Origin of the sequence: Brachyspira murdochii DSM 12563 (assembly GCF_000092845.1) — a bacterium.
Lineage (GTDB): Bacteria > Spirochaetota > Brachyspiria > Brachyspirales > Brachyspiraceae > Brachyspira > Brachyspira murdochii.
The window spans coordinates 1,827,203-1,852,733 of the sequence record NC_014150.1 but is presented as its reverse complement, the minus strand read 5'-3'; the positions used below and the strand labels follow the sequence as shown (position 1 = coordinate 1,852,733).

Genomic DNA, 25,531 nt, shown 5'->3' with positions numbered 1-25,531 from the left:
ATAATAAAGATTTATGATTTAAATTATGATAGTTTATAATATTCGAATTATATAAAAAATATGCGGGCAAAAACATGTAGTTTCCACCCGCTTTAGAAATTAATTTTATTTATTTATAAAATCATTCTTGTCATATTCATCATCTGTAATCTTATAGAGATAATCATCTTTAGTATATTCTCTATCTTCAAATCCTAAATCTGATATCTCCATTTTAGGATAATTGTCCCAATTAGCACCTTCTCTTCTCCACTTAGAAATTTCAGAGGAATAATCAAATGATTCAAGATAGATTCTAATAAGCGTTTTATCTTCAGATAAAGTTATAGCTGTATATGCATCTGCATATTCATTTTCAGTCTCCTGTCTTTTTCTTGAATATATAGCATAGTTATTGGACATACCTATAAAAATTAAATCACCTTGTAGAGTAGGATGATGATAACGGCTTGCTATATCTCCATTATCTTTAAAATACCCGACAGGAAATCCTCTTGAAGATCTTAAAGGTACAATAGCTTTTCCTTTAACTGCCTCCAAAAACTCAGCAGCTTCTTTACTATTTTTATCAACTCCGGGTACTGAAACTTGCCCTGCTTCATTTCCTCCGCATGCTGCTATAAAAATAAAAGAAAAAATAATTAAAAGTTTTTTCATTTTACCTCCTAATTTTTTTAAATAAAAAAACTTTTTTAATATACAATATAATATATAACTTGTCAAGTGCTTTTAAAACAAGCATATTAAAGTTTATTTATTTCTTCTATACTAAGCCCAGTATTTTCACTGATTATCTTTATATCTATACCAGCATTCTTTAAACTTCTAGCTATAGTAATTTGCTCTTTTCTTATACCCTCCTGCATACCTTCTCTCCTTCCTTCTTCTAAACCTTTTTCCATTCCTTTTTCTATACCCTCTTTTAAACCTCTTTCTATTCCTCTTTCTATTCCTTCCTGTAAGCCCTCTTCACGCTCTCTTCTTAACATTAAAGTCTGTCCGTATAAAAAAGCATCTCTCGCGTTATAAACCTCAATCTCATCTTCACTGGATATAAAACGCTCGTATTTATTAATTACTTTAGGCATAATATTATTTACCTCCTTTAATTTATCTTTAACTTTATCTAAATCTTTAGCCGTAAAAAACTCTATCCAGGATAATATTTTCTTTCTCTTAATATCTTCAAAATCAGCATTATTTAGTATTCTCCTAAATCTTGGTACTTCTACTATATGCATCTGCACCATATCCAAAACAATATCAGGATTTTCTGTATCTATCAGCTTAAAACATCTATGTGGCTTACCTGCATCGCTAAAGTCCATATTGAAGTTTACAAAGTTAATGCTTATAACCTCGCTTATTATATCATAAGGCTCTTTTTCTTCTACTTCGCTTACTATATTCTTAGATATATAATAGTATATTCTCTTCAAAAAGTCTATATTTCCGGATAATTGTATCTCTATAATAACTTTTCTGCTGTCTTTGGTAACAGCCTTTACATCAAGTACGGACTCTTTTAGGTTAATATTCTCTGGTAAGTTATGTGGGTTAATTATCTGCAGGTTATGTACCGTTTCAAAGCCCAAATCTTCAAGCACAGCATTTACTATGTTCTCAAGTATATCCTCACTTCCAACAGAGCCTAAAAGATAGCGTACAAAATAATCGTTCATTCTGTTTATACTACGCATTATTATTATACTCCAAAATTGTTATAAGTAAATAAAATATATAAATATTAGTTAAACAAATTTTTTGAGCAAAATAAGCCTAAAATATCAATTTTTTTATAATTTTTTATAGAGAGAAGTTTTTTTATAAAAAATATAATACAAATTTTATTTAAAATCTAATTAGCCCGCCCGCCCACCCCCAAATATTTTTTATAATAAGCCTAACTTTTTAATAAACAGCTTACAAAATAATATTATAATAATTTTGAAATAAGACTAATCAAGAAATGAATATTTTTATATAAATAAAAATATCTGAAATATATTGATATGCAAATAAAAAGAGGAGCTAAAAAACCCCCCTTTTTATTAGTTATATATACTCTTAAGTTATATCTCTAATTTATTATTATTGATCTCCGCCGAAAGAAGGAAGATACCAAGTGATACCAGTAGTAGTTTCAAAGTATACTGGAGTAGCACCTTGTGAAGTAGTACCATCTCTTCCAGTATTATTAACATCCATCTCAAAGTACCATTCAAGATCTTGAACAGGTCTTACATATAACTCAGCATAAGCTCCCCAAGCTAAAGAATGTTTTACTTTATTATCAGCAAAGCCTTTTAAATGTCCATTATAAGTAGCTGTATAACCTAAAGAAGGTTCAACATATAAAGTAACTATGTCGCTGTTAGCTGTTATACCAAGTACTGGTTTAATAACGAATTTATAAGGATTTGCTTCATATATATCTGATTGTTTTAGATTATCAGCTAAAACAAATGCACCACCAATGTTAGCATATGAATTTTCTGCTGTATATCCTTCTATAGCACTGCCTTTAAGAGCTGTATGATATTCTAATCTTACATAAGGATTGATAGTTACATTTCCTACTTGAGTATTTAAGAAGTATAATCTTAATTGGAAACCTAAACTTTCTGAAACATATTTCTTATTAAGAGTAGTATCTTCATATGAGTTATTTCTATAGTATACATAGAATCTTATAGCATTGAAAGCGTCTATACCAGTGTAGTATCTTAATTGTATATTATTGAAAGCTACACCTGTATATTTGTAGTTATTATATTTGTTTCCAGCTAAATCTTTATCTGTAACAGCTACCTGTATAGGTATAGATATTCTTAAATTATCATTTAAAGCATTAACCATCAATACTGGAGTATGAACTTGTATACCTTTATCTACATAAGTAAAGTTATAACCAACACCTATACCAAAAGCATCAGAAGTGTATCCTATACCAGCAGAAAGTGTTGAATCTAAAGTAACATTTCCAGTGTTTCCACTAAGTATATTTCCTAAGTTACCTAGGTTAATTCCATTTGCTCTGAAACCGAAAGTACCTTTAATAGTACCATTGCCTAATGTGAAACCTAATTGGTCCATTCTAGCTCTGAATTGGTTGCCATGTACAAGGAAGTCTATCCAAGAATCACCTCTGCCGTACATACCAAATGCTGAAGCACTAGCTAATGTTACTATTGCCATAGCTGTCAATAAAACTTTTTTCATTGTTTTTTCTCCTAAAATTTTTTATATAGTTAATACCTTAAATAAGGCAGTAACTTCAAAACATTTTAGGAAACAACAAAGATGAGGATCTCCATTGTTTCCCAATACGTTAGAATATATAAGCATAAATTCTAACGGACTATAAAAAATCAGTGAGAATAATAAGATTTAGAGGATCTTTATCGTTCCGCACTTAAGCAAATATAGATAAACATAATAAGCAATCTTTTTTTCAATGTATATCTTTGCATTTTGCTTACAATCCTATTCTAATGAATTTTTATATAAAAGTCAACACTTATAAATGTGAAATTTTAATAAATTTTGTCTAAAAGTCCCCCAATAACCACTAAAAACAGTAAATTATCCGCTTCGTCAAATAAAATTAAATAAAAAATATAATTATACGCATCACTATGAAATAAACTTTTTACACATATAATATGTATACATACTATATTATTGTGAAAATAGGTAATCAATAACATACTATAACACATAAACAATTATATTTTGCTAAAAATAAAGTTACATTTTGTTTTTTAATATATGGGGCTTTACCACTCGCAGTAATTTTTGCAAAATCACATTGATCTGTGTGTAGTGGTAAAGATAAAAAAGTTAATAATTTCCTATAATATCAATCTGTTCACAAAACAAAATTATATAAATATAGCTAAATAATACACACAATATATTATTTTTTTAGGATTTTATGTATTAAAACATACTAATAGAACACTAAGTTAATACTTATACTTTATATACAAAACAATAATATAACAGTAAAACAATATACTGCTTTGTTTATTTCAATCTATAATCTATACATTATTGTTTAAAGTAAAATTAAATGATATTAAAAGTATTGAGTTTTTACTATTTATTATAACTTCAATACTTCTTCTACACTAAGCCCCGTATTCTCACTGATTATCTTTATATCTATACCCGCATTTTTGAAACTTTTTGCTATGGTAATTTGTTCCTCTCTTCTGCCTTCCTGCAAACCTCTCTCCATTCCTTCCTGTAAACCCTCTTCACGTTCTCTTCTTAACATTAAAGTCTGTCCGTATAAAAAAGCATCTCTCGCGTTATAAACTTCAATCTCATCTTCACTGGATATAAAACGTTCATATTTATTTATTACTTTAGGCATTTATACCACCCTCTTATAATTTTAATACCTCTTCTACACTAAGCCCTGTATTCTCACTGATTATATTTATATCTATACCAGCATTTTTGAAACTTCTTGCTATGGCAATTTGTTCCTCTCTTCTGCCTTCCTGTAAACCTCTCTCCATTCCTTTCTCTATACCTTCCTGTATACCTTCTCTCCTCCCTTCCTGTAAACCCTCTTCACGCTCTCTTCTTAACATTAAAGTCTGTCCGTATAAAAAAGCATCTCTAGCATTGTAAACTTCCATCTCATCTTCACTGGATATAAAACGTTCATATTTATTTATTACTTTAGGCATAATATTATTTACCTCCTTTAATTTATCTTTAACTTTATCAAAATCTTTTGCTGTAAAAAACTCTATCCAAGATAATATTTTCTTTCTCTTAATATCTTCAAAATCAGCATTATTTAGTATTCTCCTAAATCTTGGTACTTCTACTATATGCATCTGCACCATATCCAAAACAATCTCTGGATTTTCTGTATCTATCAGCTTAAAACATCTGTGAGGCTTACCATCATCATTAAAATCCATATAAAAGTCTACAAAGTTAATACTTATTACCTCGCTTATTATATCATAAGGCTCTTTTTCTTCTACTTCGCTTACTATATTCTTAGATATATAATAGTATATTCTCTTCAAAAAGTCTATATTTCCAGAAAGCTGTATTTCTATAATAACTTTTCTTTTATCTTTTGTAACTGCTTTTACATCAAGTACGGACTCTTTTAGATTAATATTCTCTGGTAAGTTATGCGGATTAATTATCTGCAGGTTATGTACTGTTTCAAAGCCCAAATCTTCAAGCACAGCATTTACTATGTTCTCAAGTATATCCTCATTACCCAAAGAGCCTAAAAGATAGCGTACAAAATAATCGTTCATTCTGTTTATACTACGCATTATTATTATACTCCAAAATTGTTATAAGTAAATAAAATATATAAATATTAGTTAAACAAATTTTTTGAGCAAAATAAGCCAAGAATTGATAATTTTTTTTTATAATTTTTTATAGAGAGAAGGTTTTTTATAAAAAATATAATACAAATTTTATTCAAAATCTAATTAGCCCGCCCGCCCAGCCCCCAAATATTTTTAAAATAATAAAAAACCTCTGCACCACTTAAAGTACAGAGGCTATAATTTTTTATTATTTTAAATTTATTTAAGAAACCAAATCTTTTACAGCATCGCGTCCTGCATTAAGAGCCTTTTCATTGCTAGGTAAAAAATCTTTCTTACGTTCACCGAATACTTTTAAAAATGCCTGCTGGACACTATCAAATGATACTACATTCTGAAGTGTAAGCAAAGCCCCAAGCATTACCATATTCGCTGATTTAGGATTACCTATATCCCCAGCTATTTTATTAGCTTCAACATAAGCTACTTTTATGTCATCTCTTGAAGCTTTTTTATCGATTAAAGATGAGTTTATAAGAAGTATTCCATTAGGAAGAACATCTTTTTCAAATTTGGTAAGCGAAGGAAGATTCATTATTACAGCAGCATTAGCGTCATGAGAGATAATAGGAGAACCTACAAGCTCATCGCTCACTACAACCGAACAGTTAGCAGTACCTCCTCTCATTTCAGGACCATATGAAGGACACCAAGTAACATGCTTATTTTCTATCATACCAGCATATGCTATCATCTGCCCCATAGACATAACACCCTGACCGCCGAATCCTGCAAAAATTATTCTCTCTGTACTCATAAATACTCCTTATTTAAGCATCATTTCTAAAATTGCCTAAAGGATAATGAGGTATCATATAATCTCTTATCCATTTATGCGAATCTGTAGGAGATATTCCCCAGTTTGTAGTGCAGCTTGTAAGCATTTCTACTATAGAAAAACCCTTTCCTGCTATCTGATGTTCAAAAGCCTTTTTTGCAGCCATTTTAGCCTTTCTAATATTGGCAGGACTGTCTAAAGCAACTCTCTCAACAAAAGTAGCCCCCTCTATAGTAGCAAGCATTTCGCATACTCTTATAGGCTTACCAGCTTTGTGAAAATCTCTTCCAGCCTGAGTAGTTGTAGTTCTCTGACCTTCCAAGGTAGTAGGTGCCATCTGACCGCCAGTCATACCGTAAATGGCATTGTTCAAAAATATTACGGTTATGTTCTCTCCGCGTGCTGCCGCATGTATTATCTCAGCAGTACCAATAGCAGCTAAGTCTCCATCACCCTGAAGCGTAAATACAATACTATCTGGTACCGCTCTTTTTACACCAGTAGCAACTGCAGGTGCTCTTCCATGTGCTGCCTGCTGCATATCACAATTAAAATACTTATAAGCAAGTACAGAACATCCTACTGAAGCTATGCCTACTGTTCTATCTAATACCCCAAGCTCCTCCAAGCACTCAGCAACTATTCTCTGTGAAGTGCCATGCATACAGCCAGGACAATAATGTGTTCTATCATCTGTTAAACCTTTTGACTTTTCAAATACTATCATATTATACCCCCAGAAAAACCTCTAACATTCTCGATTATCTCATGAGCAGTAGGTACTAATCCGCCTGCTTTACCATAAAACTTAACTTCTGCCTTACATTCGCATGCCAATTTTATATCATCAATCATCTGTCCCATACTCATCTCTATAGAAACATACATCTTACAATTAGGATTATCAAATGCTTTTACAGGGAAAGGCCATAAAGTCTGAGGACGTATCATACCAACCTTTTTTCCTTCCTCTCTAAGTTTATCAACAACTCCTCTTACAACCCTAGACATAGTACCATATGACACAAATATAAGCTCAGCATCATCTGTGAAGTATTTTTCTGCTCTTGCTTCTTTTTCTTTTATTTCAGCATATTTTTCCTGCAGATGTATATTATGCTTGTATAATAATTCCGGCTCTAAATAAAGAGAGTTTACTACATTTTTTTCTCTTTTACCACGCATACCAGTAGTAGCCCAAGTTTTTTCTTTAAGCTCATATTTGGGTTTATAAATAATTTCTACAGGCTCCATCATCTGACCAATATACCCGTCAGCAGCCACATAAACAGGAGTTCTGTAATGATCGGCTATATCAAATGCTTCCATTATCATATCAGCCGCTTCCTGCAAATTAGCAGGTGCCAAAACAGGACAGTTATAGTCTCCGTCGCCGCCGCCTCTAGTCATCATATTATAATCGCTTTGGGCAGGCTGTATGCTTCCAAGACCAGGTCCGCCTCTCATAACATTAAGTATAACTGCAGGAACTTCAGCTCCAGCCAAATATGATATACCCTCCTGCTTTAAAGCAATACCCGGTGAAGAAGAAGAAGTCATAGCTCTTACACCAGAACCTCCTGCACCATAAACCATATTAATAGCAGCTACCTCACTTTCTGCCTGTACAAAAGCTCCGCCTGATTCATACATAGCCTTAGACATAAACTCTGGTATTTCGTTCTGCGGTGTAATAGGATAACCAAAAAAACATTTGCAGCCTGCTGTAATAGCTGCTGTTGCCATAGCCTCATTTCCTTTCATTAATTTTCTAGCCATTTATTTATCCCCCTCTCTATCCAGTCTCTCAACTTCTATACATATATCAGGACACATCATAGCACAATTAGCACAGCCTATACATTTTTCCATATCTGTAACTGCTGCAGGATAATACCCCCAAGAATTCATATTTTCTTTATCTAAATATAATATCTTAGTTGGACAAACTGATATACAATTAGAACAGCCCTTGCATTGCTCTCTATCAATGCTCACTCTACCTTTGGCCATTATATTATTACCTCCATTTTTTATTAGTTTTCTTAAAAATATTATATATAATATATTATATTTAAAAAAAACTTTGTCAAAAATTTATACTATTAAAATCCATGGTACAATATATAAAGTGAAAATGAAAAAACGTCAATGAATAATACTAACTATTTTTTATTATAGTTATAACTATCTAAAGTATTTTTATGAGATTTTTTATATTATATATAGTAATTATTATTATTTTTATATATAATAGTAAAAAAACAATAATATTAAAAAAATGTGAGTTTATTATAATGAATAATGATGATAAATCAAATATAGAGCGATTATTCAATTTAGGACATGAAGCATTTAGTAATAACGACTATAACAAAGCAATAAATTATTTAGATGAAATTATAGATATTTATAATAAAGATATTATAGCATATTCTGACGGAGAGTTTATCATATACAGCGATTCTTATGATGATAATAAAAATGAAGATGAAGAGAGAAATATAGATGATGAAGAGATAAATATTACTCATAATACATTAGTAGATGCATATTATAACAGAGCTATATCAAAGTTTAATTTAAAAAATTATGAAGAAGCCATAAAAGATTTTGACAAGGTAATAGAATTATCTCCAGACAAAACAGATGCATATTATAACAGAGGTCATTCAAAATCATATTTAAAGAGATATGAAGAAGGTATTGAAGATTTTAAAAAAGTATTAGAGTTTGATGAAGATGATTTTGAGGCTGTATATTATGTTGGACTTGGATATTTTTATTTGGCAAACTATGAAGAGGCTATTAAGAATTTTGACTTGGCTTTATATCTAATAGAAAAAACAGAAGAAGAATATATTGCAGATATTTATTATTACAGAGGACATTCTAAATCATATTTAACAAGATATGAAGAGGCTTTATCCGATTTTAATAAACTTGTACAATTAAGAGAAGATGATAGCGAAGCATTTTATTTTAAAGCATTAACTGAGTTTTATTTAGGTTTGTACGAAGAGGCAATAAATGATTTTGATATATCTATAGAGCTTGATTCTAATGCATCAAATGCCTACTATTTCAGAGGGCTTTCAAAAAGTAATTTGGAGTTATATGATGAAGCTAGAGAAGATTATCAAAAAGCAATAGATTTTGACCCAGAAAATATAATCAGTATTTATAATGATGCTGGACTTATTGAATATAAATTGGGCAACTATAAAGAAGCTATTAAATACTATACAAAAATAATAGAAAAAGATGAATATATATCATATATCTATTATAACAGAGCATTAGCAAAAGAGGCATTAGAATTGTATGAAGATGCATTAAAAGATTATGACAAAGCTATAGAGCTTAATCCAGACGACACATATTCTTACAATAACAGAGGACTTATCAAAAATGAAATGCAGATGTATGATGAGGCACTAGAAGATTATAACAAGGCTATAGAGCTGGAACAAAATGATGCTTATTTATACAATAATAGGGCTTTATTAAAGGGAAGAATACATTTATACAGAGAGGCTTTAGAAGATTTTGACAAGGCTATTTCTCTATATGATGAAAACAGTGAGTTTTACTATTTCAGAGGGCTTACCAATTTTTATTTAAATGAATTTGATGAGGCTTTAAAATATATTAACAAAGCTATTGAATTAAATAATGAATATATAGACGCTTATAATGAAAGAGCAATTATATATTATAGAACTGAAAATTATGATGAAGCTATTAAGGATTTTAAAAAAGTATTAGAACTTGATAATGAAAATGTATATGCTTATTATCATTTAGCTTTATCTTATGAATGTTTGGAAGATTATGATAATGCTGTAAAATATTATACTAAAGTTATTGAGCTTGATAATAATTCATTAGAGGCATACTATAACCGAGCTTTAGCAAAAATGGAAATTAATCTATATAATGAAGCTATAGAAGATTTTAAAAGAATAATAGAACTTGATAAAGAAAATACAGACGCTTATCTTAATATAGGTATATGCTATGACTATATGGAAGAATATAATAAATCAATAGAATATTATACCAAAGTCATAGAGATAGATAATAAAGCATTAGACGCATACTATAACAGAGGACTAAGCAAGGTAGCATTAAAACTATACAATGAAGCTTTTGAAGACTTTATAAGAGCAATTGATATTAACTCTAATTATTTAAATGCCTATAATGGAATAGGTTTTTCAAAGACAAAATACTCTAATAATGAACTTAAAAAAGGAAACATTAATAAAGCTATAGAACTACTTAATGATGCATTAGTTTATTATAATAAAGGGCTTGCTTTAGATATAGATGATAATATAACCAATGCCTCAATATATGACAGTATGGGATATACTATTACAAAATTGGCTAATATATATCAGACTATGAATGATAAAGAAAATGCTTTAAAATATTATGATGAGGCATTATTTTGTTTTAATGAAGCTATTAAACTAAATAATAAACATGCACTTGCTCATAACAGCATAGCATATATTAAAATACAGCTTGATAAGATGAATAATATAATTGATAAACTAAATGAAGAGTCTTATGATTACTTTGAAAAAGCATATAATATGTCAAATAAAGATGATAAAAAATTGATATTAAAATGTATTGTTTCATTAGCCAAAGAAAATATAAAAACAGCTTTGGAGTTTATAAATAAAAATAATTTAAATTAAACTTAATTTAAAACTATATAAATGAATTTATTTATAGTAATTTTAAATATAATATTTGAAATTTATAAAGATAATTATCCCATTAAAAACATATGCCTCAGTAAGCAATACATATCTTAAAAAATGCTTCTGTTAGAATGTAAAAAACAAAAAGACTGCATTTTTTGACAAAAATATAGGTATTGTGTTTTACATTCTTGTAATAAGTTTTCGTGAGGCGAAGACTAAAGTAATCAGCATTAGATAAGGCTGATAATATATTTACAAAAACATAAAAATTGATAAACTTAAAAATTTTTAATAATTACAGAATACTTTTTATAAGAATTAAAATATTAAAAGGAAAATATATGCTAAAAAAAATAATTACTATTAATTTACTGATACTTTTAATTATATCATGCTCAAAAAAAGAAATTAACAAAACAAATAATAATGATATAGTTATAAATCTGGCACCTGAACCTTTAACTATTGACCCAACATTAAATACAGACAATCTTACAATGATATATATTCTTCATGCTTTTGAAGGACTTACAAAAAAAGATGAAAATAATAAAATAATAGGAGGAGCTTCAGAAAGATGGGATATTAACAGCAAAGGAAATATTTATACTTTTTATATAAGAACTAATGCTAAATGGAGCGACGGCAAAAGTGTTACAGCTAAAGATTTTGTTTATACTTGGAGACGTGCCGTTGATCCGAAAACTGCTAATAAATACAGCTATTATTTTGAAATAATAAAAAATGCTAAGGAAGTGATATCCGGGAAAAAAGCTTTAGAGGAGCTTGGAGTTAAAGCAATAGATGACTATACTTTTGAAGTAGAGTTGAACAGTCCTACTGCATATTTTTTAGAGCTTACAGCATACCCTCCTTTCTATCCAGTACGTGAGGATATAATAAATAAATACGGCGATGAATGGACATTAAAACCTGAAAGCTATATTGGTAACGGTGCTTTTAAAATGACAGAGCGAAACTTTGATAAAAGCATAATACTAGAAAGAAATACTAATTATTGGAATAATGAAAATATAAAGCCTAATAGATTAAATTTTCTTTTAATGGAAGAGCCGAATACTTCGCTTGCAGGTGTTCTTAATGGTTCTATTCATTTTGCAAAACCTTTCCCAAGAAATGATATAGAAACTCTAAAGAAAAAAGGAATAATTCATATAGTACCAGTAGCTGCTTCATACTACTATAGATTTAATCTAAATAATAAAAAAGAATTAAAAGATAATAGAGTAAGGAGGGCATTATCTTTAGCTATAGACAGAGATTATATAGTAAAATCAATAACAAAATGCGGCGAGCGTCCTGCAGGAAGTTTAGTTCCTTATGGTATTAATGATATAAACGGGGATTTTAGAGAAAAAGGAGGGAATAATATAAATATTGATGATTATAAAAAAAATATTGAAGAGGCTAGAAAATTATTGGCAGAAGCAGGATATGAAAACGGAAAAAACTTTCCTGTGATTGATTTGCTTATAGCAACTAGAGAGTTTGATGTAAATATAGCCGATGCTGTGCAGAACATGATTAAAGATGCTCTTAATATTGATATACGAATAGTAAAATATGAATGGGCTTCTTATCTTCAGAATATGTATAATAAAGATTTTGATATGGCTGTTTATTTATGGTACGCTGATTATAATGACCCTATTAATTTTTTGAATATTTTTAAAAGCGATGCTCCTAACAATTACGGCTCTTATTCAAATAATGCCTTTGATGATTATATTGATATAGCTTCTACAAATAAAAATAATGATATAAGAATGCATGCACTTCATTTGGCAGAGGATATATTTATAAAAGATAATGCTGTAATACCAATATATTTTTATTCTGAAGCATTATTAGTGTCTCCGAAATTAAAGGGAATAGAATATGATTCTCAAGGATTATACAGATTTTTTAATGCTTATTTGAATTAACTGCAGAATATAAAAAATAATTTATAAAATTGTATTGACAGAAAAGTAAATTAATATAGACATATAGATTAAAATACAAAGAGTTAAAATTTATTTACAAAAGCGTTTTTTAACATTTTAATTTTTTATTGAAAAAATACATACATTATAATAAAATATTTGTATACCAATTAATAAAATCAATGCCTAAATATCGGAGATCATTAATGATTAGTTTTATGAAATATTTCAAGACAATAAAAAATAAAAAAGATAAGAGAGAGTTTCTCAAACAAAAATATTTTAATAGTTCTATATACTGTGTTACTGCTGAAGATTTTTCCAACGGACGAAGTAATATAGAAGTAGTAAAATCAATGCTTGAAGCAGGTATAAAAATTATTCAGTACAGAGAAAAGGATAATCCCAATAAATATATGCGTGAAAAATATAATGAATGTTTAGAGATTAGAGAGCTTACAAATAAATATGAAGCATTATTTTTGATAGATGATTACGCTGATTTAGCTTTAGCAGTTGAAGCTGATGGGGTGCATATAGGGCAGAAAGACATGCCTATTGAGGCTGTAAGAAAAGTTGTAGGCGATGACCTTATTATAGGACTTTCTACTACGAATAAGAATGAGGCTTTAAGTGCCGTTAATACTTCTTGCAACTATATAGGAATAGGTCCTATATTTTCTACTCAGACAAAGCCTGATGCTAATACTGCAACCGGTATTGATTATCTTGATTATGTAGTAAAAAATATTGATATTCCTTTTGTATGCATTGGCGGTATAAAGTTAAATAACATGGATATTCTTATAGAACATAAGGCTATGAGTTTATGTATGCTCACCGAAATAGTGTCTTCTGAGGATATAAAAGCTAAATGCGAACTTTTAATAAAAAAAATGAAAAGATTATAATAATAGTTTTTATTTGTTCTTTTATTATAATCTTTTATTTTCTTATACAATTGCTAAACTTTAAAGAAACAAGAGATTTATTCATAGACAGCAAATCTTTAATAAGTATGATAGAAAATAATAAAACTTCTATTATTTATGACTATATAAAAAACCGTGATAAAGTATATGTTTATAATGCTCTAACTAATCAGGATAAAAAATATATAAGCGGTCATTTTCCAAGTATAAAATATATTGGTTTTTTAAGGCTTTTTATTTACTCATTATTTTTTAAAGATAAGATTATGTTTTATGCTTCTGATGACAGCATTATTAATAAATTAAAAGTTCTTAATATAAAATACTGCAGGGTTGTATTAAATATAGATAATATAAATAATGAAGAATATTTAACTCTTAAAGACAGTAATAATACAAAGCTCTTTCTATCTATAACAAACAAAGATTTTAGAGAGATAGACACCAATAATATTAACTACAAATATTTAGTTTCTTTAAATAAAGATTTTATAAAAGTATCAGACGGCGACACCATAAAATACAAAAATAATTATTACAGATTTATAGGAGTTGATGCCCCAGAACTCAAGCAGAATTATGGAACTAATGTAAAAAACTATGTAATAGAAAAAATTAATAATGCTTCAAATGTAAGTATGCTTGTATCTTCTTATGATATTTTCGATCGTATATTATGCCATTTATTTATAGATGATGTACCTTTAGCATATTATATGATGAAAGATAAGCAGGCAAAAGAAACTATAATGAAGTATGGAGATAACGGATTTGTCAATATAGCAAGCAACATAGTTTATTTATCAAAATTTCAAGGAAGGCGTCCTTTTACAGATCCCGCTAGGTTTAGAGCTGAAAACAGATAATATTAATTAAAAAAAACGATTGAGTGGGCAGCCAGAATAACAGTTAAAGCAAAATATAAAAACTATACAGAAATAACAAAATAGTATCAAAAAATTTAAATGGTAGGAGTTAAAATAATTTGCAAAATTTTATTTTAATCCCCGCCCTTTTAGATTTTAAAGCTTTGTTTTTTATATTAGTTTGATTAAATTTGTAGGTCTTCAGTTTATAAAGTGCACCCGCCCAAAGCGTTATTTAAATTTGCACTTTCCTAAACGCACGCAGAACGCATTTTTTTAATATAAATTAATTTAAAATACTGATTTATCTTATATATAAAATTTCATTATACGTGCGTTGAAGAGAATTACAAATTTAAAAAGCACTTGGGTGGGCAGCCAGAATAACAGTTAAAGCTAAAAAATAAAAACTATACAGAAATAACAAAATAGTATCAAAAAATTTGAAGGGCGGGAATGAAAATAAATTTCTGATATGTATTATATACAATCATTTAATCAACTTTTCTAAAAACACTTATAGCTTAATTAATCTATAAATACTTCTATAATAAAAAGAGCCTAACTTATAAAAGTTAAGCCCTTTCCATTATCGTTGGAGTTTTATGCTGTTAAATTGAATTTTTTCAAATCTTCATCAACACTTCCTATTCCTCCAATTCCGAATTTTGAAACTAATATATTAACCACATTAGGTGATAAGAATCCCGGAATTGTTGGTCCTAAATGTATATTTTTTACCCCCAAATATAATAATGAAAGTAAAACTATAACAGCCTTCTGTTCATACCAAGCTATATTATAAACTATAGGCAAGTCATTAACATCATCTAAACCGAATAAATCTTTAAGTCCCAAAGCAATAACAGCTAATGAGTATGAGTCATTACATTGTCCTGCATCTAACACTCTAGGGATACCGTTAATATCTCCTAAATCTAATTTATTGTATCTGTATTTAGCACAGCCTGCAGTTAATATTACAGTATCTTTAGGAAGTTTTTTTGCAAACTCAGTATAATATTCTCTCTCTTTATGTCTTCCATCGCATCCGCCCATTACAATAAATCTTTTTATAGCTCCGGATTTTACAGCTTCAGCAATTTTGTCTTTAAGAGATAATACCTGATTATGAGCAAATCCTCCAACTATAAAACCGCTTTCTATTTCTTTAGGAGCTTCGCATTTTTTGGCATGCTCTATTATAGGAGTAAAATCTTTATCGCTTTCTTTACCAGTATGGCTTTCTATATGTTTTAAGCCTTCAAAACCTGCGGCTCCTGTTGTGTATACTCTGTCTTTATAACTTGCTAAAGGAGTTACTATGCAGTTTGTAGTCATTAAAATAGGTCCGTTAAAACTTTCAAAATCTTTTCTTTGATCCCACCAAGCTCCGCCGTAATTGCCTACAAAGTGTTTATATTTTTTTAATTCTGGGTAGTAGTGAGCAGGAAGCATTTCAGAGTGAGTATATACATCTACTCCTGTGCCTTCTGTTTGTTTTAATAATATTTCTATGTCCTTTAAATCATGACCAGATACTAATATTCCCGGATTTTTTCCTACACCTATATTAACTTTTGTAATTTCTGGGTTACCGTAAGTAGAAGTATTAGCCTTATCAAGAAGTGCCATTCCATCAACACCGTTTTTACCTGTTTCAAGCACCAAAGATAAAAGTTCATCGGCATTTATATCATTTCTTAATGTTTCATTTAAAGCTCTCTGTATAAAAGCATCAACCTCTTCATTCTCATAATCAAGCATATTAGCATGTCTCATATAAGCACTTAATCCCTTAACTCCGTATATAACTGTTTCTTTAAGGCTTCTTATATCTTCGTTTTTCTCTTCTAATACGCCTACTGTTTTTGATTTAGCGTCCATATCCTCTTTGCTTTTAGGAGTCCATAGAGATTCTTCAAGTATAAGTGATTTGTCTTTTACCTGATTTGCTAATTCATTGCAAAGTTTTGCAGTGTATTCTATTCTCTTATAAAAAACTTCTTTATCAAAGTTGGCATTTGTTATAGTAGTAAATAAATTGAATGTTACATCATGATTAACTTTTTTATCTACTTTACCGCCCTCTTTTCTTATAGCAGTTGTTATATTAGAAAGCCCTTTAGTTACATGAACTAGTAAGTCTTCTAAATAGGCTAAATCTGGTTTTTTACCGCATACTCCAGAAGTAACACAGCCAGTATTATTCATTGTTTCCTGACATTGATAACAAAACATTTTATTATCCATTTAATCCTCCATTTATCTTTTTTGTTTTGATTTTTTATCATCTGTTTTATTTATCTTGAAATCCTTATCTAATAAATAATGATCTTTGATTGTATGGCTTTCCATATAGTTTTTGAACTTTCTGTTTATATCATTAACTAAATCACCCATTATACAGTTTGAACAGTACTTATCGCATTTAGAATGAAACAAACAGCTTCTCTGCCAATTTTTACCCTCTATAGTTTCGTATATCTCCAAAAAAGAAGTATTTTCTTTACCCTCAGCAATTTTAAATCCGCCTGCTGGTCCTTTAGATGAAGTAAGATACCCAGCCTTTACAAGTGCCTGAAGAACTTTAGATAAATGATTGGACGAAACATCAAATCTTTCTGCTATATCTTTAAGAGATGCAAACTCTTTAATAGATATATACACTGCAGAGTGAAGAGCTATAGCTGAAGCTTCAGATATTGGGATCATTTTTTATTCCTGCCATTAGCAATTCAGTGTATTGGTACTATAATACCAAATTAGTTTTCTGTCAATAGTGATTAAAAAATATTTTTTCAATTTTTATTTTTTACGGCAGTTTTTGTCATTAAAATGTGATATATATTTAATCTTAAAATTGTTATCAATAAATGGCAGAAGTAGTTTAACTTAAATTAAAAGCTAAGCTCCTTTTTTAATACTAAAATAAAAAATATCATATTTCAATAAAAAAGCCTATTGACTTTATTTTTTTATGCATATAAGATTTTTCCTTGTGTCTTGAAATTTTACTTTTTATACAAATTATTACAAAATTAGAGGTATTTTATAATGAATAACAAAATGCATGAGCTTACAGAAGGTAATGTTAATAAAGGATTAATAAAGCTTGTTATACCGATGATACTGGGCAATCTATTAAATATAGCATACAATATAGTAGATACAATATGGATTGGTCAGATGGTAGGACCTAAAGGACTTGGAGCTATTGCTGTGAGTTTTCCTATTATATTAATACTTTTGGCTATAGCATCTGGAGTAACTGTAGCTGCTAATGTATTGATAGGTCAGTATTTTGGAGCTAATGATGAGGATTCTGTAGTATATGTTTCTAAAGTTGCAACTACAATTAGTTTGATAACTTCTTTGAGCTTAGCAATTATAGGATATATATTTGCCCCTGCGATGATGAGATTTTTAAATACGGCAGACAGCATTATGGAATATTCTGTAAGCTACTTTAGAATAAGTATGATAGGTTTTCCTTTTATGTTTTATTATTTTTTAGTATCTGCTTTACTTAGAGGAACGGGAGATACTGTAAGACCATTAATATTTTTGGCTATAGCTTCTGTACTCAATTTGATACTAGACCCTATTATGATAAAAGGACTAGGACCAATTCCAGCTATGGGATTAAACGGAGCTGCCTATGCAACCGCTTTTTCTCAGTTTGTTTCTGTGGCTGTGAGTATGATATATTTAAAAATTAAAAACAGTATTGTAAAGGCTAATCCTTTTAATTTGGTATTTGATTTTAATATTACAAAACTCATGTTTAAAATAGGTCTTCCATTTGCCGCTATGCAGCTCATAGTATCTGTAAGCTGGCTATTATTAAACAGGCTTATAAATACATATGGAGAATTGGCTTCTGCTTCGGTTGCTGTATCTATGAGAGTAGACTCATTATCTTTTTTACCGCTTCTAGCATTATCTGCTGGTATAGCTACTATGACAGCACAGAATATTGGAGCAGGTAAAATGGAGAGAGTTAAAGAAATATATAAGGCTGGAATCAAACTTTCTGTAGGAATATCAGCTTTTATGGCACTTTTTTCTGTGCTATTTCCAGAAATCATTGTACGAATGTTTACAGATGATATGAGTGTTTTAAAATATACAAAAAGCTATATATATGTAGTAATGCCTTCTATAATAATGCTGGCTGTTATGTTTTCTTCTAACGGTGTCATTAACGGAGCAGGTAAAACTTTTATGCTTATGCTGTTTGCTTTTTTTGCACATATTATAATAAGAGTACCATTAGCCTATATGATATCTCCAAAGATGGAATTATGGGGTATATGGACTGCTATGGCAATAAGTAATTTCTTTAGTATGAGCTTTAGTTTGATATATTATTTCTCTAACAAATGGAAGAAAGGAGCGAATATTGCATCGCATTCTGCTGCAGAGCATAATATTTAAACATATTTTAGTTTTTAATTGCTTTTTTTTATAAAAGTATTATAATCATAGATTGTGTTGTTTACATAATATTTATTATAACGAGGTATTATATGGAATTAAAAAACTATATAAGAAATATTCAAGACTATCCTAAAGCAGGCATACTCTTTAGAGATATCACAACTTTACTTCAAAACAAAGATGCTTTTAAATACGCAATAGACAAAATGGCGGAACAAGTAGAAAACGAAAAAATAGACTATATAATAGGAGCAGAAAGCAGAGGTTTTTTAATAGGTTCAGCATTAGCCTATAAAATGAATACAGGCTTTATACCGGTAAGAAAAAAAGGCAAACTTCCTTACAAAACAATATCTGAAGAATATGCCCTAGAATACGGTACAGATACTTTATTTATGCATGAAGATGCTATTAAAAAAGGGGAAAGAGTTTTAATAGTAGATGATTTAATAGCGACAGGCGGTACTGCACTTGCTATGATAAAAATGGCAGAAAAACTCGGCGGTATTGTAGTAGGTTCTTCCTTTTTAATAGAATTAAAAGAATTAAACGGAAGAAAAGAGATATCCAAATATCCAGTGCATGTATTGATAGAGTATTAATATATTATTGACTTTTAATGATTTTTGTTATAGAATATCAGAAAATTATTTAAGAAAAATTTTATTGAAATAAATACAATTAATAAGGAGAAAGGAATATGCCATCTATTAAACCATTAGCAGACAGAGTGCTTTTAAAAGTATTAGAACAAGAAGAAAAAACTTCAAGCGGAATACTTCTTCCAGATACAGCTAAAGAAAAAACTCAAAAAGCTGAAGTTGTAGAAATAGGCGACAGCGAAGATATCAAAGTAAAAAAAGGCGACATCGTTATATATGATAAATATGCAGGCATTCAAATAAAAGAAGGCGATACTGAATATTTAATAGTAAAGAATGAAGAGATAGTTGCTCTTATAAAATAATTAATAGCTATATAAGAACGATAACTAAATAAAAGAACACTTATCTTAAAAAAGATGGTGTTCTTTTTTTACTTATTCGCTTTTTATCATGTTATTATTATTGTTAATAAAACTTTTTTTCGTATCATTAAAAATTAATAAGGTTAAATAATATATAGTAAATTATATTATTTAATTTTATTAATTTGTTTCGATAATTATTATACAGATAATACATTTCATTCTTTAATCGGGAGATATTTTTTAATGCATAGATACTTTATCATCTTTCTTATTTTAGCATTCAATATAGTATATGCACAAGAAAATACAAATAAAACTTCGGAATACACATTTATATACGAAAAAGAAAAATATTTTAATATATCCGATACAAATTCTTCTAATGAAGTGTCCATAATGATAGAAAGAAGAGGACTTCCTCTTGTAAACAGACTAGTAAGATTTATTTCTCTTAAACCTGATGTATTTGATTTTGAAATACCTGCTAATAATGAAGAGATATTATTAAAAGATTTAGAAGATGATAATAGTAATACTAATACTTCTATTATAAATACTTCTGATATATACATCGTTCCAACCGATGAAAATGGAACAGCAAAGGTTAAGCTTAATTTAAAAGAGCAAGGAAGCGGAGTAGTACTTATGCATATACTCTATGTGGGATCTACTGGAAACACTAATATATCATATGAGGAATATGCTTATGTTAATGTTGCAAAAGACAAAACAGGAGGCATATCTTCAAAATTAATAAACGGAGATATAGAAAATTTAAATGCTAAAAGTTCAATTATAATGACTGTAACACTCTTCCCAAGTCTTTTTCTTGTATCAATAGCTTTAATCTTAATAAGTTATTTCAGACATATATATGATGAATACAGAAATGCAAAGTCAAAGATAGTAATGTATACTTTTTTCGGATTTAGTTCTATTAAAAAGAATTTTAGATTGATGATATTTATTATACTTGCCGAATTAATTATAGCAGGCTGCTTTATGTTTTTAGACAGCTATATTTTCTCAGTCATTTTAATAGCATTCTTTATAGCAGGTTTTTTGGTAAAAAGAGAGAAAATGTATGCTATAGCATTTTTTATATTATCTTGTATTTCTATGATATATCTATACCTTGAAACATTTACAAGATATATGTCAATAGAATATATACTTAATAATAATGTAATGCAGAACCCTGTATTTATATTCTTTTTATTTTTCTTTATTACAGCATTATCAGGAGGAATATATATACCGCTATGTTTATTAGTATTGTATAAGATAGCATTTATTACTAGTGATTTATCTTTGGCTATTGCTTTAGCAAGTATATTGGTATCATCAATTCTTTATATTGTAAAGGTTAAGAAAAATATACCATTTTTATACTCTATTAATTTATTAAAGATAAAAGATTAAAAGAATGATAATATGATTTTTGATTTGCTTAGAGATTTAGAACTTATTATATCCGATATAGTATTCAGCGGAATTAATAATATAGATTATACTACTATAGAAAAAATAGAAGTATTATCCAATAAATTTAAAAAAATATCTATGGATAATTTAAAAGAACTTCTTGATGAGTTTGTATTATCAATAAAGAAATACAAAACAGATAATAATAAAAAAGAAAATATTAAAGAAGTATCTGATTATATTTGTAAAATAGAGTTCTATATAAAAAATGCATTATCATCAGAATAACAATATTATCTTTTAATATATCTTTCCATTTCTCTGTCTAAAGTTTTTCTTTTTAGAGTTTCTCTTTTGTCATGAAGTTTTTTACCTTTAGCTAAAGCTAATTCTACCTTTACCTTTCCTCTTGCAAAGTATAGTTTAGCTGGAATAAGAGTAAGACCTTGTTCTTTTATTTTTCCATATAGGCGTTTTAATTCTCTTTTTTTCATTAAGAGTTTTCTTTCACGAAGAGGCTCATGATTATTTCTGTTGCCGAAATGATAAGGTGAAATATGCATATTAACTATAAAAAGCTCTCCCTTTTTAAAAGAAGCATAGCTGTCAGCCATATTAACACTTCTTTCACGCAATGATTTTACCTCTGTACCAAGCAAAACAATACCAGCTTCAAAGGTTTCTATTAGCTCATAATTGAAAAGAGCTTTTTTGTTTTTTGTTATCTCTCCAGATGAGATAGTATTATTTCCTTTTTTATCTTTCTTAGCCATGGATTTTATTATACAAAATATAATTAATTTGTCAATTGCAGTTTTATTTTCATATGTTTAAGTATTATATAATGTTCACACTATAATTAAAATTAGAAAAAAATATTTAAATTCATAATATCTATTAACGCACGTTTAATTGATTCTTACATATAAACCGATTATTAATTTTAATTTTTATTATATATAAATGTTTAATGCTGCGTGCGTGGAGTAAAGTGCAAATTTAAATTAAGCTTTGGGCGGGGCTGCTTTTTGAGTATAGGCTTACAGAATTAATCAAAGTTAATATACTAAAAAACAAAGCTTTTAATCTAAAAGGGAGGGGATTTAAATAAAGTTTTAAAATTTCTACTCACTCCCACCCTTTAAATTTTTTGATACTATTTGTTATTTATCAATGATTTTTATATTTTAGCTTTAACTGTTACCACCCAAATGCTTTTTAAATTTAAAAAAATTATACTATTTATAACCTATACTTATTTAGGTATATACTAATATATAAATTTATCAATTATAATTTTATTTCATATTTTCCATACATTATTGAAAAAAGTTTTATCTATGTTATAATTTAAATATGTAAAAATAAAAAAGGATTTTTGTTTTTAGGGATATAAATATTATGGACGATATTAAACAACTTAAAGAAAATAATGAAAGCATGGAAGCTCAGGCAGAAAACAAATCATCTGAAAAAACAGCCTTTGAAATAGATGATTCTATTCTTTCCAACAGAGAAGAACTTGAAAAGGTAATGGAAGCTGTTATATATGTAGAAGGCAGTGTTCCTATAGGCAGACTCAGAACACTTTTTAAATGTGAAAATTCTGACATAAGAAACTATATAGAAAGTATAAATAGTAAATACAGAAATGCAGGCAGTGCTATAGAGATACTTGAAGTAGGAGATTCTATCATTATGACGATAATACCTTCTACGTTCGGAACTTTATCAGCTATATATGATAAGAAACGTAAGAAAAAAATATCAAAAGCAATGCTTCAGACTCTTTCTATAATAGCATACAAACAGCCTCTTACAAAAGCTGAAATTGATGATATAAGGCAAAGCGACAGCGGATATCATTTAAGAGCTTTAATGGAAGACGGTTTTATCACTTGGAAAGGAAGAAAAGATTATTTAGACAAAAGACAGACTTACGGAACTACAGATAAATTCCTAATGCATTTTGGAATAAATAGTTTAGATGATCTTCCAAAATTAAGAGAGCTGAAAGATTTAGAGTTTAATAAAAATGAATAAAAGTTATTTCTTTTAAATATTAAACATTTTTATTAATCTTAATTTATATAAGTCCCAATTGCTCATTAGCATATAATGATAAATGGGGCTTTTTATTTTTTTAATTTCACAAAATCATTTAAATATCGAATTTATAAAAAAGTTAGCATTTACATTTTTAAATACTAACTTTTTCATTATTATGCTTTGTTAAATAATCGAAAAATTATACTATAAAATTAATATAATATTTAAAAGTTTTTATTTATTATTTAGTTTATTCTATTTAATTTATTCTGTATAGCAGTAAAAAAATCTCCTTATTTCTAAAGTATCAGCTATTACATCTTTAAGTTTTGGACTTTGCATAGAAGGAGAAGTATAATGATAAAGCGGTATAAAAGCCATATCTTCACCTATAAGCATATCCTCTGCCTTATGCATATTACTCATTCTTATTTTATTATCCAAAGTATTTTTGGCTTCTAGTATAAGTTTGTCATAATCGGCATTATTATACCCTACCCTATTTCCAGAACTGCTGCTTACGAAAAGATCAGCAAAAGTCATAGGGTCAAGATAATCGCCTATCCAATCAGCCCTGCAAACTACATAATTCCTAGTCTGCCTATTTTTCTGAAATACAGACCACTCTTCCTGAGTGATAGTCATATCTATATTAAGATTTTCTTTCCACATCTGCTGAATGGCTTCCGCTATTGTTACACCAGTACCCGGATTGGTCTTAAACTCAAGCACTGGAAAGTTACTGCCGTTTGAATATCCAGCCTCAGATAAAAGTCTTTTTGCCTCTTCGATATTTTTATTATAGTCTTCTTTTTTAACGCTGTAGTATTCGCCTCCATTTTCTCTGAAATCACCTTGTATATCCTTAAGCCCATAAGGTATAAATGCTGCTGCAGGTCTTTCCCCTCCTTTGGTAATATTTTCTACTATATAGTTTCTGTCTATTGCAAGTGCTAATGCTTTTCTTACTCTCTTATCTTTAAGAACTTCATTTGTATTATTAAGTGCATAATATGCTGTTCCTAAAGAAGGTGTTATAACCAAATATCCCTCTTCTTTAAGTAAGTCTATATCATTAGGAGGAATTTTATATGAATACAGTATAGAGCCTTCTTTTATAGCTGCATATGCTGTAGAAACATCAGAAAACATTATAAAGTCTAATTTTTTAGCTTTTATATTATCCTTATTCCAATAATTAGTATTTAATTCCAAAGATATTATTTCATCTGCTCTTCTCTCTGTCATCTTATAAGGTCCGTTTCCTATATATGTATCTGGAGAAAAAGTCCAATTATCGTTTATAAACTCTTCTCTAAGAGGAGAAAATATTGGTACTGCTGCTAATTCCAAAAAATATGCAGTAGGTACTTCAAATGATACTTCTAAAGTTTTATCATCTGCTGCCTTTACCCCAAGTTCTTCTATAGGCAATTCACCAGATATTACTTTAGAAGCATTTTTTATAGGGTTTATTAAAAAACTATATGAAGAAGCTGTTTTTGGGTCGGCAAGTCTTCTAAAAGAATATACAAACTCAGAAGCAGTAACATCTTTACCGTCAGACCATTTAGCATTATCCCTTAAATGAAATGTCATAGTAAGCCCGTCATAGGAAATATCCCAGCTCTCAGCAACACCTCCTACCAAATTATTATCTTTATCTTTTGTAGTAAGCCCTTCAAATACATGTGCTGCATATATCATACTATCTATTGCTGATAAAAATGACGGGTCTATACTCTGAGGCTCAGCTCCTATACTTACTCTTATGCTTTCATTAGATAAATCTTTATTTTTACATGAAATTAATAATAATAAAATAATGATAATTAATAAATAGATTCTTTTTTTCATAACTTTGTCCATATATTAAAATATTATGTTAACAATATAATTTATATACATAATATTAATATTTGTCAATAAATTGAATATTTTTTTTATAAACTTAATATATAATATTGATTTTTTTTATTATTATATATATTAATAGTAGTAATTTCCTTATAGAGGGTGAAAT

The 25,531-nt window shown here is 28.7% G+C and carries 22 protein-coding genes and 1 pseudogene; 10 read left to right on the top strand and 13 right to left on the bottom strand.

The features are described 5' to 3' along the window. Window positions 1–105: 105 nt before the first annotated feature. The 9 genes and pseudogenes from BMUR_RS08095 to BMUR_RS08055 all read right to left on the bottom strand — a co-directional run bounded on the left by BMUR_RS08095 (window position 106) and on the right by BMUR_RS08055 (window position 8,169). Window positions 106–657: a hypothetical protein gene (locus BMUR_RS08095; protein ID WP_013114113.1), complete on the bottom strand. Its 552-nt coding sequence runs from the start codon at window positions 655–657 to the stop codon at window positions 106–108. Between the two features lie 86 nt (window positions 658–743). Next, the gene (locus tag BMUR_RS08090; RefSeq protein WP_013114112.1) at window positions 744–1,700 is read right to left on the bottom strand and encodes an Rpn family recombination-promoting nuclease/putative transposase; all 957 of its coding nucleotides are present in this window, start codon (window positions 1,698–1,700) and stop codon (window positions 744–746) included. 391 nt (window positions 1,701–2,091) lie between these two features. Then, window positions 2,092–3,222: a variable surface family protein gene (locus BMUR_RS08085; RefSeq protein WP_013114111.1), complete on the bottom strand. Its 1,131-nt coding sequence runs from the start codon at window positions 3,220–3,222 to the stop codon at window positions 2,092–2,094. An 886-nt stretch (window positions 3,223–4,108) separates the two neighbouring features. Next, window positions 4,109–4,381, bottom strand: a pseudogene (locus BMUR_RS08080) (Rpn family recombination-promoting nuclease/putative transposase); the annotation flags it as partial. A 13-nt stretch (window positions 4,382–4,394) separates the two neighbouring features. Next, on the bottom strand, window positions 4,395–5,315 hold the full coding sequence (locus BMUR_RS08075) for an Rpn family recombination-promoting nuclease/putative transposase (RefSeq protein WP_013114110.1): 921 nt from the start codon (window positions 5,313–5,315) through the stop codon (window positions 4,395–4,397). A gap of 265 nt (window positions 5,316–5,580) precedes the next feature. Beyond that, window positions 5,581–6,135 (bottom strand): 2-oxoacid:acceptor oxidoreductase family protein, encoded by a 555-nt coding sequence (locus BMUR_RS08070; RefSeq protein WP_013114109.1) that lies wholly within the window; start codon window positions 6,133–6,135, stop codon window positions 5,581–5,583. A 13-nt stretch (window positions 6,136–6,148) separates the two neighbouring features. After that, the gene (locus tag BMUR_RS08065) at window positions 6,149–6,883 is read right to left on the bottom strand and encodes a thiamine pyrophosphate-dependent enzyme (protein WP_013114108.1); all 735 of its coding nucleotides are present in this window, start codon (window positions 6,881–6,883) and stop codon (window positions 6,149–6,151) included. Further along, window positions 6,880–7,935: a 3-methyl-2-oxobutanoate dehydrogenase subunit VorB gene (locus BMUR_RS08060; RefSeq protein ID WP_013114107.1), complete on the bottom strand. Its 1,056-nt coding sequence runs from the start codon at window positions 7,933–7,935 to the stop codon at window positions 6,880–6,882. Before BMUR_RS08060 ends, BMUR_RS08065 begins: the two co-directional genes overlap by 4 nt. Further along, window positions 7,936–8,169 carry a 4Fe-4S dicluster domain-containing protein gene (locus BMUR_RS08055; protein ID WP_013114106.1) on the bottom strand — a complete coding sequence of 78 codons (234 nt, stop codon included), beginning with the start codon at window positions 8,167–8,169 and terminating at the stop codon, window positions 7,936–7,938. It abuts the gene before it with no gap. Between the two features lie 284 nt (window positions 8,170–8,453). On the opposite strand from BMUR_RS08055, the gene BMUR_RS08050 reads away from it, so the two are divergent. From BMUR_RS08050 to BMUR_RS08035, 4 genes are all read left to right on the top strand, one after another. Further along, window positions 8,454–10,868, top strand: coding sequence for a tetratricopeptide repeat protein (locus tag BMUR_RS08050; RefSeq protein ID WP_013114105.1), 2,415 nt, complete (start codon window positions 8,454–8,456; stop codon window positions 10,866–10,868). Window positions 10,869–11,218: 350 nt separating this feature from the next. Further along, on the top strand, window positions 11,219–12,823 hold the full coding sequence (locus BMUR_RS08045; RefSeq protein WP_013114104.1) for a peptide ABC transporter substrate-binding protein: 1,605 nt from the start codon (window positions 11,219–11,221) through the stop codon (window positions 12,821–12,823). 206 nt (window positions 12,824–13,029) lie between these two features. Further along, a complete protein-coding gene (thiE, locus tag BMUR_RS08040) occupies window positions 13,030–13,734 on the top strand; it encodes a thiamine phosphate synthase (protein WP_013114103.1) in 705 nt (234 codons plus the stop codon). Further along, a complete protein-coding gene (locus BMUR_RS08035; RefSeq protein WP_013114102.1) occupies window positions 13,698–14,621 on the top strand; it encodes a thermonuclease family protein in 924 nt (307 codons plus the stop codon). The genes thiE and BMUR_RS08035 overlap by 37 nt, the downstream gene beginning before the upstream one ends. A gap of 603 nt (window positions 14,622–15,224) precedes the next feature. On the opposite strand, the gene hcp is transcribed toward BMUR_RS08035, so the two are convergent. Next, window positions 15,225–16,874, bottom strand: a complete 1,650-nt coding sequence (gene hcp, locus BMUR_RS08030; protein ID WP_013114101.1) for a hydroxylamine reductase — start codon at window positions 16,872–16,874, stop codon at window positions 15,225–15,227. Window positions 16,875–16,886: 12 nt separating this feature from the next. Beyond that, a complete protein-coding gene (locus BMUR_RS08025) occupies window positions 16,887–17,336 on the bottom strand; it encodes an RrF2 family transcriptional regulator (RefSeq protein ID WP_013114100.1) in 450 nt (149 codons plus the stop codon). A gap of 342 nt (window positions 17,337–17,678) precedes the next feature. Here BMUR_RS08025 and BMUR_RS08020 point away from each other — a divergent pair, with 342 nt between their 5' ends. From BMUR_RS08020 to BMUR_RS08000, 5 genes are all read left to right on the top strand, one after another. Continuing rightward, window positions 17,679–19,061 carry an MATE family efflux transporter gene (locus BMUR_RS08020; RefSeq protein WP_013114099.1) on the top strand — a complete coding sequence of 461 codons (1,383 nt, stop codon included), beginning with the start codon at window positions 17,679–17,681 and terminating at the stop codon, window positions 19,059–19,061. Between the two features lie 92 nt (window positions 19,062–19,153). After that, window positions 19,154–19,666, top strand: coding sequence for an adenine phosphoribosyltransferase (locus tag BMUR_RS08015; protein WP_013114098.1), 513 nt, complete (start codon window positions 19,154–19,156; stop codon window positions 19,664–19,666). Window positions 19,667–19,764: 98 nt separating this feature from the next. Beyond that, window positions 19,765–20,031 (top strand): co-chaperone GroES, encoded by a 267-nt coding sequence (locus BMUR_RS08010; RefSeq protein ID WP_013114097.1) that lies wholly within the window; start codon window positions 19,765–19,767, stop codon window positions 20,029–20,031. Between the two features lie 246 nt (window positions 20,032–20,277). Next, window positions 20,278–21,456: a hypothetical protein gene (locus tag BMUR_RS08005; RefSeq protein WP_013114096.1), complete on the top strand. Its 1,179-nt coding sequence runs from the start codon at window positions 20,278–20,280 to the stop codon at window positions 21,454–21,456. Window positions 21,457–21,468: 12 nt separating this feature from the next. Beyond that, a complete protein-coding gene (locus BMUR_RS08000) occupies window positions 21,469–21,747 on the top strand; it encodes a hypothetical protein (RefSeq protein WP_013114095.1) in 279 nt (92 codons plus the stop codon). 5 nt (window positions 21,748–21,752) lie between these two features. Here the strand turns inward: BMUR_RS08000 and smpB are convergent, their stop codons facing one another. After that, window positions 21,753–22,232 carry an SsrA-binding protein SmpB gene (smpB, locus tag BMUR_RS07995; protein WP_013114094.1) on the bottom strand — a complete coding sequence of 160 codons (480 nt, stop codon included), beginning with the start codon at window positions 22,230–22,232 and terminating at the stop codon, window positions 21,753–21,755. Window positions 22,233–22,899: 667 nt separating this feature from the next. Between smpB and scpB the strand changes: the two genes are divergently transcribed. Further along, window positions 22,900–23,502 (top strand): SMC-Scp complex subunit ScpB, encoded by a 603-nt coding sequence (scpB, locus tag BMUR_RS07990; RefSeq protein ID WP_013114093.1) that lies wholly within the window; start codon window positions 22,900–22,902, stop codon window positions 23,500–23,502. Between the two features lie 270 nt (window positions 23,503–23,772). On the opposite strand, the gene BMUR_RS07985 is transcribed toward scpB, so the two are convergent. Then, window positions 23,773–25,365: a peptide ABC transporter substrate-binding protein gene (locus BMUR_RS07985; protein ID WP_013114092.1), complete on the bottom strand. Its 1,593-nt coding sequence runs from the start codon at window positions 25,363–25,365 to the stop codon at window positions 23,773–23,775. Window positions 25,366–25,531: the final 166 nt, after the last annotated feature.

Bases quoted from the DNA above. Each gene is read 5' to 3' on its own strand.
- BMUR_RS08095 (WP_013114113.1), bottom strand. From the start codon at position 657: ATGAAAAAACTTTTAATTATTTTTTCTTTTATTTTTATAGCAGCATGC.
- BMUR_RS08090 (WP_013114112.1), bottom strand. From the start codon at position 1,700: ATGCGTAGTATAAACAGAATGAACGATTATTTTGTACGCTATCTTTTA.
- BMUR_RS08085 (WP_013114111.1), bottom strand. From the start codon at position 3,222: ATGAAAAAAGTTTTATTGACAGCTATGGCAATAGTAACATTAGCTAGT.
- BMUR_RS08075 (WP_013114110.1), bottom strand. From the start codon at position 5,315: ATGCGTAGTATAAACAGAATGAACGATTATTTTGTACGCTATCTTTTA.
- BMUR_RS08070 (WP_013114109.1), bottom strand. From the start codon at position 6,135: ATGAGTACAGAGAGAATAATTTTTGCAGGATTCGGCGGTCAGGGTGTT.
- BMUR_RS08065 (WP_013114108.1), bottom strand. From the start codon at position 6,883: ATGATAGTATTTGAAAAGTCAAAAGGTTTAACAGATGATAGAACACAT.
- BMUR_RS08060 (WP_013114107.1), bottom strand. From the start codon at position 7,935: ATGGCTAGAAAATTAATGAAAGGAAATGAGGCTATGGCAACAGCAGCT.
- BMUR_RS08055 (WP_013114106.1), bottom strand. From the start codon at position 8,169: ATGGCCAAAGGTAGAGTGAGCATTGATAGAGAGCAATGCAAGGGCTGT.
- BMUR_RS08050 (WP_013114105.1), top strand. From the start codon at position 8,454: ATGAATAATGATGATAAATCAAATATAGAGCGATTATTCAATTTAGGA.
- BMUR_RS08045 (WP_013114104.1), top strand. From the start codon at position 11,219: ATGCTAAAAAAAATAATTACTATTAATTTACTGATACTTTTAATTATA.
- thiE (WP_013114103.1), top strand. From the start codon at position 13,030: ATGATTAGTTTTATGAAATATTTCAAGACAATAAAAAATAAAAAAGAT.
- BMUR_RS08035 (WP_013114102.1), top strand. From the start codon at position 13,698: ATGCGAACTTTTAATAAAAAAAATGAAAAGATTATAATAATAGTTTTT.
- hcp (WP_013114101.1), bottom strand. From the start codon at position 16,874: ATGGATAATAAAATGTTTTGTTATCAATGTCAGGAAACAATGAATAAT.
- BMUR_RS08025 (WP_013114100.1), bottom strand. From the start codon at position 17,336: ATGATCCCAATATCTGAAGCTTCAGCTATAGCTCTTCACTCTGCAGTG.
- BMUR_RS08020 (WP_013114099.1), top strand. From the start codon at position 17,679: ATGAATAACAAAATGCATGAGCTTACAGAAGGTAATGTTAATAAAGGA.
- BMUR_RS08015 (WP_013114098.1), top strand. From the start codon at position 19,154: ATGGAATTAAAAAACTATATAAGAAATATTCAAGACTATCCTAAAGCA.
- BMUR_RS08010 (WP_013114097.1), top strand. From the start codon at position 19,765: ATGCCATCTATTAAACCATTAGCAGACAGAGTGCTTTTAAAAGTATTA.
- BMUR_RS08005 (WP_013114096.1), top strand. From the start codon at position 20,278: ATGCATAGATACTTTATCATCTTTCTTATTTTAGCATTCAATATAGTA.
- BMUR_RS08000 (WP_013114095.1), top strand. From the start codon at position 21,469: ATGATTTTTGATTTGCTTAGAGATTTAGAACTTATTATATCCGATATA.
- smpB (WP_013114094.1), bottom strand. From the start codon at position 22,232: ATGGCTAAGAAAGATAAAAAAGGAAATAATACTATCTCATCTGGAGAG.
- scpB (WP_013114093.1), top strand. From the start codon at position 22,900: ATGGAAGCTCAGGCAGAAAACAAATCATCTGAAAAAACAGCCTTTGAA.
- BMUR_RS07985 (WP_013114092.1), bottom strand. From the start codon at position 25,365: ATGAAAAAAAGAATCTATTTATTAATTATCATTATTTTATTATTATTA.